The 14,822-nt window shown below is 47.8% G+C and carries 10 protein-coding genes; 8 read left to right on the plus strand and 2 right to left on the minus strand.

Going from position 1 to position 14,822, the window contains the following annotated elements; all coding sequences use genetic code 11:
- Positions 1-331 precede the first annotated feature (331 nt).
- Positions 332-3,040, plus strand: a complete 2,709-nt coding sequence (locus ACYOR7_RS10075) for an ATP-binding protein (RefSeq protein ID WP_479913816.1) — start codon at positions 332-334, stop codon at positions 3,038-3,040.
- Between the two features lie 109 nt (positions 3,041-3,149).
- Here the strand turns inward: ACYOR7_RS10075 and ACYOR7_RS10080 are convergent, their stop codons facing one another.
- Complete coding sequence (locus ACYOR7_RS10080; RefSeq protein WP_479913817.1) at positions 3,150-3,899, minus strand: HFX_2341 family transcriptional regulator domain-containing protein; 750 nt, start codon at positions 3,897-3,899, stop codon at positions 3,150-3,152.
- A 129-nt stretch (positions 3,900-4,028) separates the two neighbouring features.
- Between ACYOR7_RS10080 and ACYOR7_RS10085 the strand changes: the two genes are divergently transcribed.
- The 4 genes from ACYOR7_RS10085 to ACYOR7_RS10100 are packed head-to-tail and all read left to right on the plus strand — an operon-like array spanning position 4,029 to position 9,471.
- Complete coding sequence (locus ACYOR7_RS10085) at positions 4,029-4,433, plus strand: type II toxin-antitoxin system VapC family toxin (RefSeq protein WP_479913818.1); 405 nt, start codon at positions 4,029-4,031, stop codon at positions 4,431-4,433.
- 17 nt (positions 4,434-4,450) lie between these two features.
- Entirely contained in the window at positions 4,451-4,711 is a 261-nt protein-coding gene (locus ACYOR7_RS10090; protein ID WP_479913819.1) for a hypothetical protein, read from the plus strand.
- A gap of 1 nt (position 4,712) precedes the next feature.
- Entirely contained in the window at positions 4,713-7,880 is a 3,168-nt protein-coding gene (locus tag ACYOR7_RS10095) for an ATP-dependent helicase (protein WP_479913820.1), read from the plus strand.
- Positions 7,881-7,902: 22 nt separating this feature from the next.
- Entirely contained in the window at positions 7,903-9,471 is a 1,569-nt protein-coding gene (locus ACYOR7_RS10100) for a hypothetical protein (protein WP_479913821.1), read from the plus strand.
- A gap of 321 nt (positions 9,472-9,792) precedes the next feature.
- Here the strand turns inward: ACYOR7_RS10100 and ACYOR7_RS10105 are convergent, their stop codons facing one another.
- Positions 9,793-11,097, minus strand: coding sequence for an MBL fold metallo-hydrolase (locus tag ACYOR7_RS10105; protein WP_479913822.1), 1,305 nt, complete (start codon positions 11,095-11,097; stop codon positions 9,793-9,795).
- Between the two features lie 284 nt (positions 11,098-11,381).
- Here ACYOR7_RS10105 and ACYOR7_RS10110 point away from each other — a divergent pair, with 284 nt between their 5' ends.
- From ACYOR7_RS10110 to ACYOR7_RS10120, 3 genes are all read left to right on the plus strand, one after another.
- Entirely contained in the window at positions 11,382-11,831 is a 450-nt protein-coding gene (locus ACYOR7_RS10110) for a DNA polymerase ligase N-terminal domain-containing protein (RefSeq protein WP_479913823.1), read from the plus strand.
- A gap of 285 nt (positions 11,832-12,116) precedes the next feature.
- Positions 12,117-12,950, plus strand: coding sequence for a S16 family serine protease (locus ACYOR7_RS10115; RefSeq protein WP_479913824.1), 834 nt, complete (start codon positions 12,117-12,119; stop codon positions 12,948-12,950).
- Positions 12,951-14,672: a sialidase family protein gene (locus tag ACYOR7_RS10120; RefSeq protein WP_479913825.1), complete on the plus strand. Its 1,722-nt coding sequence runs from the start codon at positions 12,951-12,953 to the stop codon at positions 14,670-14,672.
- Positions 14,673-14,822: the final 150 nt, after the last annotated feature.

Genomic DNA, 14,822 nt, shown 5'->3' on the forward strand with positions numbered 1-14,822 from the left:
GAGGTCTCTGCTGTAGCGCTGAACAGATAAGCGCGCTGCCGTACCCGTTTGACAGGCACTTTCGTGCGTTTCAGGATGCGGGGGGCCTGTGATGCTGTTCGCATAAACAATGAGTGAGAGATAGAGAGAGTGCGCCTGTTCTAATCTTCTCCTCTTCCTCCTTTATCACGTGTATCCGCAGAGAATTCACACAGAGGCGTTATAGTTGTTATCGATCGTTGTCATCATCATTATCATCCTTTGTCCAAACGTACACACGCACATGCCATCAAGCCAGTTCAAGCCATCACACCTAAATACAGCGGCCACTGATAACCGGTATACATCTTTATTGGGTGTAAAGAACAAAAAAGATACCAAAAAAAGAAACGCAGGTGCAAGACCTGATAACAACGGACCCACAAAGCAAGGGGCAAAAAACAGGGCAGCTGCAAAATCACGTGCAGTCGCGGTGAAGGCAGAAGAAGTAGAAAAAGGAATAGATGCAGCGGCGACAAAATCCGGCCACAGGAGTAGTATCAGCAGCAAAGTCGGTTCTGTAATTTCTTACCAATCGAGTGGAAACGACAGCGGTGGTTGTTGTTGTTGTTGTTGTGGTGATGGAGGACGCGGCATCCCCAGGCTCGTAACCAGAATTGAGCGACTTGACAAAATACTGACTGTTTCAAAGGCGCTGAGAAGAAACAGCGGTCGTGTCAATGTAGAGGGAACGGTTGTGTCTGTTTCACCCCCATACAAGCTGGTTGTAAAGGCAGCCTGGAGGTGCAACGAATGCAGCTTTGAGGAGTGCAGACATGTCTTTGACCTGTTGCAGGCCCCAAAGAAACCCAAGAGGTGCTCGGCGTGTGGATCGGAGGAACTGACAGGGCAGCACCAGTATGTCAATGCCACGTCGCTCCTGCTTCAAGATGACGGCAGTAGTAGTAGTGACGTCAGAAACGCTAGGGATCAATCGCCAGACCCGACCGAGGCGGGATCCTCGTCCCCATCGCCGGCCACTCTTGACGTCTTGGATGTTATCGTATCATTTGGAAAAGAGGAGGAGGATAAGGAGACATCATCTTGGCTGAAGGAGGGCCAGCGCATAAAAGTGATCGGGCACATCCATGCGATCAAGGTCGGTGGCAGTAGCAGTGGCAGATTCTATCCTGTGGTTCTGGCAGGCTCCGTAGAACACGTCCAAAGCGATCTGATCCGGATTACCGGAGCAGATGTTTCAGCCTTTGAAAGGTTTGCAGGCAGAGCACCGCTCTGGGGCACTGAAAAGATAATGCTGCCCTCCTCCGTGCAGAAAGTGACAAACAGGCTGGCAAGACTTTTTGCACCAAACATAGTCGGCCATGACGACAAGAAGTTGGCGCTGCTGATTGCAATGGTAGGAGCGGAAGCACAGCCAAGCAACATCGGCAACGGCCACGACAGCAACGGCAGCCACTGCGGTAGCTACCAAGACGGTGGCGGGAATGATGCTTCTGCAACTGCGACGACAGCAACAACAACGACAGCAACGGCAAGAAGAACGTGGAAGATAAAGAAGCGGGGAATAAAAGGCCGCATAAACGTGGTGATGGTAGGCCCACCAGGAACCGGCAAGACACGGCTGGCAAGAGAGGCGGTAAAGGTGATCCCAAATTCAAAGTTCGTCTCGAGGAATACAACTACTGGCAGGGCTCTTACTGGGGTCATCGAGAGAGGAAGGGGAGACGCGCAGGGTTACTACTATCACCATTCTCAGCATGCAGCGCAGTTCCAGCGTCACCACACGCTGACACTTGGCCCCGTACTCTTGGCGCAAAACGCCATTTGCGCGGTCAACGTGTTTGACAAGCTGTCTGTGTCCGACCAAGACTACCTCCTCGACGCAATGGACGAGGACGACGTCACCATCAACAAGTACGCAAGGCTTGCCACGGTGTCGTCACCAGCCACACTTATAGCAACGGCAAACCCAAGGGGCAGGGGCAGCAGTGGAAGCATCCACTGGATCGACAGTGCGGCAGCAGCAGTAGCGGGAAGAGTAGGAGGAGACGAAAAGAGGAAGTTGAGTCTGGACCAAATGCCATTTGAGCACAGGATGCTGGACAGGTTTGACATCTGGCTCGTTTTTAAGAACAAGTCAGAAACAGAGCAGCTGCGCGAGTTTGCATATGCCAAGGTAGCATACGACGAGAGGCACAGTCCGTCCTCTTCCTCCTCGGGCTACTACGACAGCTACACGTTTTTGCGAAAGTACCTGATGTTTGCAAAAACAATTGTACCCCGTGTTACAGACGAGGCCAAGTCGATCCTTGTAGAGACGTTTGTCCGCCTCAAAAGCGCAGCTCCAACCGTCATCACTACGCGAACGCTGGAGACGCTGTTTCGGGTAGCAAAGGCGTTTGCTAGGCTCTGCCTGCGCGACGTGGTAGACGCAGAAATTGCGCGCCACGCGGTCAACTTTATCACTGAGATGTACGACAATTTTGACCTTGCCGCGGGGAGAGGAGGAGGGCAAGCGGGAGCATCTATAGCTGTAGCAGTAGCAGAAGACCCGCAGGACGTTGCACACAACGAGACGATTGCTGTCATAAAGGAGGCGACAAGCAATAATCATTACAGCGACTCTGGAGGCAACGGAGGAGGAGGAGGAAACCATGTCGGTGACGTGATTAGCAATAATGGCAGTGGTGCGGGTGGTTGTGGTGACTCTGCCAAGGAAAACTGCAGCATCTCCATCATAGAGGCGGTAAAAATCGCGTGCACCAGAAACGGACAGGTGCGAGCATACATTGGGCAGGACTTGAACCAGAACACCAACCGCAAGCTCAGACGGCTTGTTGAAAGGATTAGAGAGTGGAATGGCGACCGCATAGAAGTGGTACAGTCAAAGCCGATGAGGGTTCGCTGGAAGGGTGACAAAAATGTAAAGGGAGAGCGTTGTGATAATGACGACGAAAAATGCGGCGCTCGAGAAGAAGAAGGAGGAGGAGAGGGTGAAGGTGATGGGGGTGGTGGTGTTGCTACGGGCCGCGGCACCACCGCCGATGCAGCGGCCTCATAACGTGTGACCAGTATGATAGATGTGACATATGTGACGGGCCACGGAAGAGGGCGCGGGTGGAAGGAGGGGAGGAGGCAGTACCGTGCCAAACATCGAATTTTGACCTCCTTTACATACCAGTACCAAAAATCCTCAACGCGCTGTTGCCCTGCTCCGTCAGCGACACTTCGCTCTTTCTTCCCCAAGACTTTACCTGCACAAAGTGCCATTGCGTTTCTAGCGGGTCTAGGATCGCCCGTAGGCGGCCGTGCGGCGCGCTTCTTGGCTGCGAAGGCTGGAAGCGAGGAATCATTCTGACCTCTTGCAGTTGTTCAATAAGATCCTTTTTGCTCGTCTTTCCTCCGGCTTTGTTGATTATCGACAGCACCAGAAGCGACTCTGCAGACGGCATGTGTATCTGGTACACTGGCAAAAAGTCGGTCCCTGTCACCTTGCGCTTGTCTGCACCCTTGTCAGGTCCACCATCTTCATAGTCAAGCTTGGCGTAGTACGGTGTCCCCTTCCAGAGCATGCACGAAAGCATGCCTGCCATTGCAAGCACCTTGCTTCCTGTGGAGACATTGACGTAAATGTGGTTACCCTCCTTCTCTGACTGAAAGATATCTCGGTATTTTTCCAGGCAAGAGAACAGATCCCATATCTCTGCATAGACGTGCTTTATCTCGATCGAGGGATACTTGGCAAGTGCCGCTTCGACCTGCCTGACGATGCCAGATGCGGGGTCACCTTGCTTTGAACGAGAGACGAGATAGACTCTGTCCGCCCTCTGCTCTATGAGGGGCGACGTGATGCGCTGGACCGGGTCAAAGCCAATTGGCGCAATGTGAATTCGGAGGTTGCTGTTGGCAGCGGTAACCACGCTATGATATGGTTTTGTTCACTATATTAGTTTTGTTCACTATATTAACGTGAACAGCAATAAATAATCTATAGCTTAAAGACTCCTATGAAATTGCAACAGAAAACAGTTACAAGAAGTCCTGTTCTCATGGATTGCTGCACAATAATAGGCGCCCTTGAAGGCAAGCCAAACGCCCTAGCGTTTAAGGAAAAACTTGCCAAGCGCAAGGGTATGACGCTGCTTGTTCCCGATGTGGTTATCTCGGAAGTTGCCAAGGTAGCAAGAATATCAGCACAGGCTGCGGAGCAGGCCATCAGGTCCTTCTCGCAAGGAAAAGAAATTGCCCGGCGGGAGGATGACCAAAAGACGCTGGCAGACGCAATTGCCCTGAGCGTGCGATATGACTATTGCCACTACCCTGACAGCATCTACCTCGTCCAGGCAAGAAACGCTGGCGCCGTTCTGGTGACATACGACAGAAAGCTACGAGACGTCGCAAGGATGGAAGGCATCATGGCTTGCTCACCTGACAATTTCAGGTTCTATCAATAGGTAGAGGATGACGGAGAATGGTAGATCAGGAACTTGTCATTGTCACCAGCACGGTCAGAGAACAAAACAGTTCAGGGTTTGCAGATGTACAATGCCCGGATTGCTTTGCTCCACTCGCGTTATACTATGATCAACGGAGCAATGCGAGACACTACTGCGAGAACTGCGGGCAGGAAGTGAATGAACGGTGCATCGACCGTGAATGGGACGATGACGATAACAGCGACAACAATATTAGTACAGAATACATTGATGCATCTAACAGGAGAGTTTACTAGTATGACCGAACAGGTGGAGAAAGCAGGAAACGCCGGCTCCACGATAACATCAATGAATGAGAACCAACGCGCAGCAGTCACCAGCGATCCAGATCGTGCTCTCCTTGTTGTGGCGGGTCCGGGTAGCGGCAAGACCAAGGTAATCATCGAGCGCGTAATCTATCTTGTCCACAATACAGGGCTAAAGCCATCTGAAATTCTCTGCCTTACATTCTCTGAAAAGGCCGCGGAGGAAATGAAGCAGAGGTTGGAAAAGAGAATGGACGTTGCGGAGATGAGCATCAGCACTTTCCATTCTTTTGCCAAAGAGGTTCTACAGGACAATGTCCTTGACTCAGGAATAGGGCTGTCATCAGGCATCATCAAGAGATCGACCCAGCTTGTCTGGGGGATGAAGAACATCGATAGCTTCAAGCTTGAGAACCTTGAGATTGGAAACAACGCTGTTGATGTAGTCAAGTCGATTATTGACGGTATAAGCACGTTCAAGGACGAGCTTATCTTTCCAGAGGAGCTGGAGCGGTATCTCAAGTCAAAGCTAGAGAAGCAGGATATCTCTGAAGACGAGCGCGATTTTCTTCTCAAACTGACTGACTTGTGCAAGGTGTACTACAAGTACCAAGAATTCCAGAGAAGCAAGGCGGCCATCGACTTTGGCGATATGGTAAGCCAGGCAATCAGCCTGTTTAAGAGAAGGCCCAACGTTCTTGCCAGATACCACAGAAAATTCAAGCACATACTGGTGGACGAGTTTCAGGACAACAACTATGCCCAGCTGGAGATTGTAAAGCTGCTCGCGAAATCTGGAAACGTTACCGTTGTAGGCGATGACGACCAGAGCATCTACCGCTTCCAGGGCGCTTATCTTACAAACTTTCAGGACTTTAAGACACACTTTCCAGATACTGTTGTCGTCAACCTCAACCAGAACTACAGGAGCACAAAGAATATTGTAAATGTGTCAAGCCAACTTCTGGCTGGTGCTCCTCAAAGGCAGGCCAAGCAACTTTACTCAGAGAACGAAGATGGTGACAAGGTCATGGTTGCTTCATGCGCAAACGAATCGTCAGAAGTCGAGTTCGTAGTTAGCAAGATAAGGGCGATGTTGGGCAAGCCTCTCAAGAGAAGGGACGGGATAGAATCGCCGCTAACGTACAGAGATTTTGTCATCCTATCAAGGCGTAAGTTGGAGGGAAACAAGTTTGCCAAGGCGCTCAAGGCGTACGGCATTCCTACGATATACGTCGGCGAGGCCAACATCTTTGCCAGCGCAGTAGTCAAGGACCTGATGACATACCTGCGGATAGCCAACTCTCCCACAATGGCAGGAATCGAGATTACAAAACTGATGAAGAACCACGGCATAACGGAGCAAAACATTGTCAGGATAAACCACGCCGCCAAGCGCAAGGCGCGGGATGATGATGCAACGGACATGGACTATGTACTGGATACTTTGAGAGACTGTGGCCAGTTGAGCGAAATGACCCAGCAAGATGAAGCCAAAGAGCTGGCAGAGCAGATACAGAGGGTCATTGAACTTGAAAACAAGTCGACAGTCAGCGAATTTGTGTACAAGGTGATGATGTCTGTCTCTGACCTTTACAAAAGGTCGGTTTCAGATGACTCGCCAGAGAGCAGGAGAAACCAACTTTTACTGAAGGAGATGTACGGCATTGCGCTGGAATATGAATCGCTCAACCCTCAGGGAACGCTGGAAGATTTCATAAAGTATCTGGCGCTACTTGGGCAGTTTGACTTGGAGCTGGAAGAAGGCCAGGAGAACGAGGACGCCGTGCAGGTTACCACCATCCATCAGAGCAAGGGAAAAGAGTATCCAGTGGTATTTGTCGTGGATGTTGCCACCAACAAGCTGCCGCTGCGCTACCAGGCAAAGACGTTCTATGTGCCGAATGACTTGTCAAGAGGTATAAAGCGCCAGGAAGACGAAAAAGAGCTGTACCTTCAAGAGGAAAGGAGAATCTTTTACGTGGCAATGACACGGGCGCAGAATCACCTTTTCATCACGTATGCAAGGAGGTATGGCCAGAACATCAGGGAAACAAAACCGTCAAAATTCCTTGAAGAGATTTCATCATTTGCAGAAAACCCGTTGATCGAATATGTCAGGCTTGATGGCATTGGGGGTTCCGGGCAGGAAGCACTGATGCAGGCCGAAGGAAGGATAGAAAGGATAAGGTATGAGATTCAGGAGATGGCTGTCCGGTCCATCAATGAGATGCAGTTAAAGACTGCAGTGCACAGGATAATAGAGCTTGCCAAGGTCAGGCACTTTGAGGAGAAAGGTGTATTGGATGGCTTTGACCCTTCAGCCATTCTGCAGCTCGACAACCTCGTCGATTTAGGCAGTTTGGATGCTCAGCTGGCTGGAAAGAAGGTGCCGCTTGTAAACAAGGACGAGCTGAGGCTCAGCGCATCCAAGATCAAGACGTACATGGAATGCCCCCTGAGATTCAAGTTTGCCCACATTTTGGAGGTGCCGGAGCCTGCCCGGACGTATTTTGACCTAGGCATGGCAGTCCATGCCGTGGCAGAGCACCTTACAGAGATGCAGAAGGAGGGAGTCGAGCCTACAGAGGAGCTTGCGCTTGAGATTTTAGGAAAAGAGTGGAACTCTAACGCATTCCAGTCAGAAACGCAGGAGAGACAGCATAAAGAGAAGGCCAGAGAGATGGTTCGCACATACCTACGATGGATTGCAGGCAATCCCAACAAACCAGTTGCAGTAGAGCAGAGATTTCAGATAAAAATAGCAGGCGTGACATTCAACGGGTTTATCGACAGAGTAGAGGCAAGGCCTGATGGAGGAGGATACGAAGTAGTCGACTTCAAGACAGGTGCAGTGTATGAAACGAGCAGATCCATCAAAGAGGACCCGCAGATAAACATGTATGCAATGGGCGTACAGAAGGTATTTGGCGAGCTACCAAAGAAAGCATCCCTCTTTTACCTCAAGGAGGACAAGATAGTGAAGTATGAGGTGACGTCGGCCCAAGTAGATGAAGTGAAGGCGGTAATTGAACAAACGACAGCGGCCATACTGAACGAAGAGTTTGCGCCGACTCCCAGCTACCAGGCATGCAGGAACTGCGCTTTCAAAAATATCTGCGATGCAAAAGAAGAAGAGGGCAACGAGAATGGAGAGTGAAGAAGGCAGTGAGTAGTTAGCTTTGCCAGCAACAACAAAGCCATACCAAAGAGATAAGGCCGGCAGAAAGAAGAAGGTCGTCGCGATAAGCAAAGTCTATGAAAATATCGTTGTTGCAAGTAACGTCAAGAGTAGAATCGCAAAGCCAGTAATTGTCTCTAACATGTCGATAGGTGCGCACCCAGGAAGTAAGAACACGGGCTTTAGCGCGCAGTGGCGCGCAATGAATCAAGATGAGAAGATGGCATTTTGGCTGCTTAACAAACGGTATGGAACGAGTTATTCCAACAATACAATTATCATGACTACTGGCAAGACGACAGAAAGTATTTGCGCAATGGCCTGCCATCAGATTTTGCATTCCTTGCTGGAGACGATTAATGATGCAGGTAACGAGTTGCAGGTGGGAGCTTGGAATGAATTCAGAGAGCAGTTCAAACAAGTGTTGGACGATCCTCAAGCCAGGCTTGCTTCTAGAAAGGCGTTTGGCCACTGGTGGAGTTCAGGATTCGGAGAAGAACGCTGGCTTGGACATGAAGCGTTCATTTGCATGAGCAGTCATAGCGCGAGGTACCTTGGTTCAGTAAAGGTGCGATTTCCGTCCTTATCTCAGTTAATTGACTGTCATTTGGCGTTACTAGATTTGATCTCTCTTTCCAAAGATGGCATATCTTCTATTTTGCAGTCAATGGACGTTACAAAAAACGCCCCGGGTAATAGTATCAGTAGTACCGACAGGGACGCCAACAGCAATAGCGCCAATAATTACGATAAAGACGGTATTGGTAAACATGCAGCGTCTGATGGCTTCTCCACCTCTCTTGAAGAGATTCTCGAGCAAGAAGAGAAGATTGAAAAATACTACAATTTCGTTACGCCATACGGATGGAATAGCTTCCACTTGTTATCAAGCGGCTCAGTGCTGGTCTTTAAAGACATCGAGATAAGTCTAGTAGACAGGACACAAGAGGTTTCCAACCGCCAGGCTGAAAATCCACCAGACACCTTTGGTGACACAACAATACTCGTTCACCTGCTCAGAGAGTACGAGCCCAGTGGATTTTGGGAGCCGGAAGGCGAACGCATGAGGGAGGAAAAGAAGTATCGCGACATGCTCAGTGCACTGTCAGATGATCAGCTTCAAGAATTGACAAAGATTGCAGCAAACTGGCAGGAGATAAAGATGCGGAGAATCATTGCCAGACATGAACAGAAAATTGCAGAGCTAGTCGAGATATACAACCAGCTGCTAGTTGCAAGAGCGGAAGCAGCGGGAATTACATCAGATGACCTCGATGGATGGATTCCATTCAGTCTAACCAATACAGGAAAGGTGATGGCCAGCAAGGATGTGGAAAACGTGCTCCATGCCACGTCAGAATTTGATCCTATCGGAGTATGGGCAAAGATTGCAAAAGTGATGCAGCTGAACAATTCTTTTAACGGTGGTCTTGAATGGATGCCTGACGAGGCAGTGCATGAAGTCATGCAGCGCACAGAAAACAAGTGTCGAAATGAAGAACGAGATAGCATCTACCACAGTCTTGATGAGAAAGAGAATTCAAATTCCCTTTTAGATGAACCGTCGTAAATACCTGCCCTGGGATTTTTCTGGCATATTGTTGACGGATTTATGAGAGGTGATTTCAAACTGGTCGCGCAAAAACAATTCATCTGTCAAATCTAAAAAGGGGCATCATACCTCGAGACTATTCTTACTCCGGTTATGCAAAACGACTACATCTTCTTTTGTCGGCTCTGGCAGGTGCTCGGAAAAGGCACCACCTTGACGCGGCAACAGGAAGGAGAGGATATTGAATGAGGACTATGGCAAAATATACACTCTTCCTCGGGGCTCGATCGACTGGCTGACTGACTGCTAGATAGGTTTTTGTGGTTTTTTCTGCATCATTCACTCACTCTCTTTCTGTGCCAAGGCTACAACGGAAGGGTCCACCCTCAATGCTTCTGTCATCGCTAGACAATGGCTCGGCATGAACGCCTGTGCGCCCCCAAGTCTGTCACCCCACTTTGCCATCATTTCGTTAGTACATTTCTCCGTTATCGCGTTCACATACGTGTTGTAAATTAGCCAGGTGTCACTTGTATTGCCAATTTGTTTTGCAATGTCTGCGAAACTTACCGCAGCATTTGCCCTAGCTGAAGCCTTTATCAAGTCCAAAACGAATTGCCTTTGAATCTGCACGTCCTCCCTTGTTCCAAGCCGTGTAAGATGACCTCCGACAAAGGTATCAAAGTCATAGCCCAGTGCGATGTCATGGGCTTGTACAAAGCCTGCCACATCCTGAGCGATAGCCAGTTGCATAAAAGGAACCCATCCTGGAAATACAATGTCCACTAACATCAGCACCTTTTGATTTGGAGCATAGATGAAAATATTGCCGGGTTGATGGTTGTTGCCGTGGTAGGCAAGCTGGAGAGTTTGATTCTGATTCTCATTGCCAAGTTTGGGAAGACTAATTGTATAATTGTCGCGGAAAGTTATGGTGGGAACGGGCGGAAGCTGCGAGGCAAAGGTGGTATTTCCTGCCGCTGCTGCCAGGTCATGTGCTCTTTGTAGCTCCTTGGCGACTTCTTCATGCGAAATAAAAGTAGCGTTTTTGAATATTGCCGCAGCAGCGCCAATGTGGTCTAGGTGAGCATGACTAAAGATAACATACTTGACAGGTTCGTCTGTCACTTCCTCTATTGCTTTTACATAGTTCTGGCCGATTGACGGAGGCGCATCCACGGCGACTACTCCATCAGCTGTAACAAGAAACATCGTGTTGTAGACTCCATCCGTGACCCAGTACAGGCCGTCACGAATTTCCTGTACAAGATACCCCTTGTCGGCAGGGATTGCAGGTCCCTTGGCGCCCTCTGGTATTGTTGTCGTCGTTGCTACGGTTGTTTTTGCAGTGGCATTTTTTTCAGTCGAATCGGCAGCAACCATTGCCAAGGGGAAAGAAGCGATTTGTGACGAAGGTACAGCAGTAGTAGCAGGTAGTATCCTGCTGCCGGTGGCATCATCAGCTGACGCAAGAGCAGCAGCAGATAGCGATGACGACACGCTATTGTTGAATGTAGAGGAGGTAAAAGTCGGTAGAAGCAGAAGTAACGATATTGCTGTTATTACAGCAACCGAATAGCAGATTCCGGATGCAGCAGATATGGATATGCGTCTTTCCAAAGGTTTTCCGTTTCTTCTTGCCATGCCAAATTAATTGGACGGACACATCATTGATAAAGTATTCTCAATTTTGCCGGCATTATACAAGAAAAAGTTTATTGTCGTAACGACTGTGCGTAAGTTTTATAAGATTTGAAGATAGTTAGTAACAAATTAGTGAAGCCGAGTGCGTTGAAAGAATTGCAGATTCCCGTGATATCTTTTGTAAAAAAAGAGACCTATACAACGTATTTTGACAGGAACAAATCTTGAAGGAATGCAGAGCATAGGAATGAAATAAGCGATAGTAGAGCTATTATGATAATGCGTTGCCATCGAGGCAGAACAACAGAAACAACCAGCTAGCTCGACCTATCTATGTCATACAAGAGCATCACGCGTCGCATCTCCATTGGGACCTAAGGTTCGAAATTGACGGTGCCCTGAAGAGCTGGGCCCTTCCAAAGGGAGCACCCCGTGGCAGCGAAAGACGGCTGGCTGTCCAGGTGGAGGATCATCCTATTAGTTACGCTACATTTGAAGGCACTATCCCAGAGGGCAGCTATGGCGCAGGCGAGGTCAGGATATGGGATATTGGAACTTTTGAACTTGAATCATACGAACCGAACAAGAAATTGCTTGTCAACATACATGGAAGGAGGAAGCTGAAAGGATGCTACTGCTTGCTTCACTTCAAGCCAAGAGAGAAGAACTGGCTCTTTTTCAAAGTACGCAACAACAATAATCATAACGATTATGATGATGAAGGCGGTAGCTAGGTCGAGAAGAGATCTCCTCCAACCCTGACTCGCTTATCTTTGAATTCTTCTTAATATTGGCCCCCATTCTGATCATCCGAAATGGTGTGTTTCTGAGCGTGAAATGTGCGCATTATATCGATGCGCTCAGGTCTAAGTACAAATCGGAAGATGAACTATTAGAACGCGCTATTACGAAAGTTCCGGTGGGACCATTGCTAGTCAAATAATAAAATATTATACTAACTTGTTTAGCTTCATCATTTCCAATATGCATATAGAATTGGCAAGGGTAATAGGTTTGCCTTGTGTCGTTATCTTGTAAAAAAAGACAAATCGACTTTACGTGTCTATAGTGGTCTTGTTATCATTTTCATAATTGTCCTATTAGTACCGCTGGCATCAAACGCCGCTGGAGCGCCCATAGTCAGTCAATCCATTCCTGTCCTAGCAGTATCAAGCGACGATCTAACGTCATATGTTTATCCGGGTCTTGGTGAAATTGTCAATATGACAATAGATGTTTCTGAAGGTAGCGGAAGAGTTCTCATAAACACAAATATTAATTCAGGAGGGATGTGGCAGAATTCCACCAGGACGGCAGTCCATGTTGCTGAATCTGTAACTCATCAGGACCTCTCATCTAAAGACGTTGTCTTCACAGCACTTTCATTAAACGCTAGCAGGCAGCTGGGCAATTTGGATGGTACAAGTGCAGGAGGAGCCATGACAGTTCTCTTAACTTCCGAGCTTGAGGGAAAGAGAATTAACAATTATACAATTATGACAGGTGCAATAAACCCAGATGGAACTATTGGAAGAGTTGGAGGTGTTCTTGAAAAGGCCGTGACCGCAGGAAAATCTGGTGCAAAGATAATGCTTGTGCCGCCGGGTCAAGCTTACTACCCACAAGGTGCATGTCTGACACAAGGAGATTCAAAGGAGCAAAATGATGTTACTAGAGTCTGCGTGTTAGAGTATAAATCAATTTCAGATATAATGAAAGATCGATATAACATGAAGGTGATAGAGGTTCACACTGTGCAGCAGGCACTGAGCTATTTTCAATCTACAAACCCCGATGAGACGTTTGATTCAATGGGCCAGTTAGAGCCACCCAAAATGGGAGGTGCAATATAGATGTCGAGGAGGAGAGTAATATACGATATATTCAAAGGAGAAGTGAAGACACACTCGCTAGGTGCGCCAATCCTAACTATAGTCCTAATGACAATCGTATTGATGCCAGCAGCTATCCTAGTCGAGGCGCAAAACGGTGATAATCAAACGCAGGTACCTGAGCAAACCATTCCGGCAATCGGGCAAGAAAATGGGACTCTTGATCAAAGTAACAAAACCAATGATAGCGGACATGATGCTATAAACCTCAGCAATAACACGGGAGGCTCGGCATTTGAGTCACTTTTGACCTTAAACAACAGAGGATACATGGCGGCCTCAGACAGCAATGTCTATGTCGTATGGTCAGACAATAGCACGAGCTTAGGCAGTATTGACATTATGCTTGCGAAAAGTGAAGACAAAGGAGTTAGCTTTCACAAGCCCCAAGACCTAAGTTTTCCTCTGCGGTACAATGGTAGCGTCTTCGGTTTATCAACTGCTCCACAAATAGCCGTGACGGGAAACAATGTCTTTGTAGTATGGACAGAATTTACTTATGCACAGACTGGCATGAATCTTGATGAGGCAATTATGTATGTAAGAAGCACTGATGGCGGAAAATCATTTGAAGGTCCGTTTAGTATCACTTCAAGCTGTTTTGGCATCCCCGAGTCTACGAACTGCATCCCTACAGTTGCATATAATGCGCGAATTATTGCCTCAGGAGACTTTGCATACGTTGCTTGGAATGCATACAAATTGCTGCCAGCCTTTGTCACTACGCCAGAATTTCCGAGAGACAACGTCGACATTGCCTCATCTACACCCTCCGATATATTTTATTCAAAAATCGGTCCCAGTGGATCCACAGTACCGCTCAACATAAGTAACAACACCGGAGAGTCTTTATCTCCGAGAATTGCATTATCTGGATCCAATGTATATGTAGCTTGGGCTGATGATTCATACGGTCTTTCCGAGATACTTCTCAAGCGTATTTCAGATAATGGCACTACATCGGAATCAGAGACGATAAACGTCAGCAACAGTCTGTCGACTAAAGATGATATGCCGGAATTGGTGGCCTCCGGAAGCAATCTCTACTTTACATGGCAACAGTCTGGAAGAGATAGAAGCGGCATTGCAAAAAATACACTAGTGTTTGCATCAAGTCAGGATAATGGCACTACATTTAGCAATCCTGTTACAATTGCCACGACAAAGATATCTGCTGTGATCGGTCCAGGTCAAAGCATGGCTGTCCGCAACTTCAGTATGAATGATAATACTACAAATAATAGTGATAGCAGGGTCCAAGTAGTCTGGACTGATGGAACCCTTCAAGGGCAGAATGTGTACTTTGCAGGAAGTAATAGCACAAGGAGCGGAGCTTACCCATCTCCATCCCTCGCTTTGACCAATAATACTGAAGCCGTTCCCAATGCACAACTTGCCGTAACTCCGAACGGCGTTCATCTAGCATGGACACAGAAAACGCCACTTGGATCTGCTATTTTCTTTTCAGAATCAAACTTTACTAGTTCAACAGCAAATACAACAGGAGGAACTAAGGAAGAAGGATCTGCAATGATATTTTCTCCGCCTATAAACGTAAGTAACGGCACCGGTACTTTGGCTCTCAACCCAATAATAATCTCTAATGGAGACAATGTCTATCTGGCATGGAACGGCAAGAGTACTGTAGAAAATTGGGACATCTTTTTCAAGAAGATGCATTAAAAAATATGGCAGATAAAGCAAGCATAAGCCATAATTAATACATCGTTATGGTTTATTCCATCCATCCTGCGGAGTTAAGAGCAGCCCTCACGTATTCCTATTGAGAACAGTGAAGCAATTCGAGCAAGAGATCATCTGATTTAGCTTCGG

It is taken from the genome of Candidatus Nitrososphaera sp. 86-2, from assembly GCF_056726185.1.

Excerpts from the sequence above, each read along its gene's own strand:
- ACYOR7_RS10085 (WP_479913818.1), top strand. The coding sequence starts at position 4,029 with ATGGATTGCTGCACAATAATAGGCGCCCTTGAAGGCAAGCCAAACGCC.
- ACYOR7_RS10090 (WP_479913819.1), top strand. The coding sequence starts at position 4,451 with ATGGTAGATCAGGAACTTGTCATTGTCACCAGCACGGTCAGAGAACAA.
- ACYOR7_RS10095 (WP_479913820.1), top strand. The coding sequence starts at position 4,713 with ATGACCGAACAGGTGGAGAAAGCAGGAAACGCCGGCTCCACGATAACA.
- ACYOR7_RS10105 (WP_479913822.1), bottom strand. The coding sequence starts at position 11,097 with ATGGCAAGAAGAAACGGAAAACCTTTGGAAAGACGCATATCCATATCT.
- ACYOR7_RS10120 (WP_479913825.1), top strand. The coding sequence starts at position 12,951 with ATGTCGAGGAGGAGAGTAATATACGATATATTCAAAGGAGAAGTGAAG.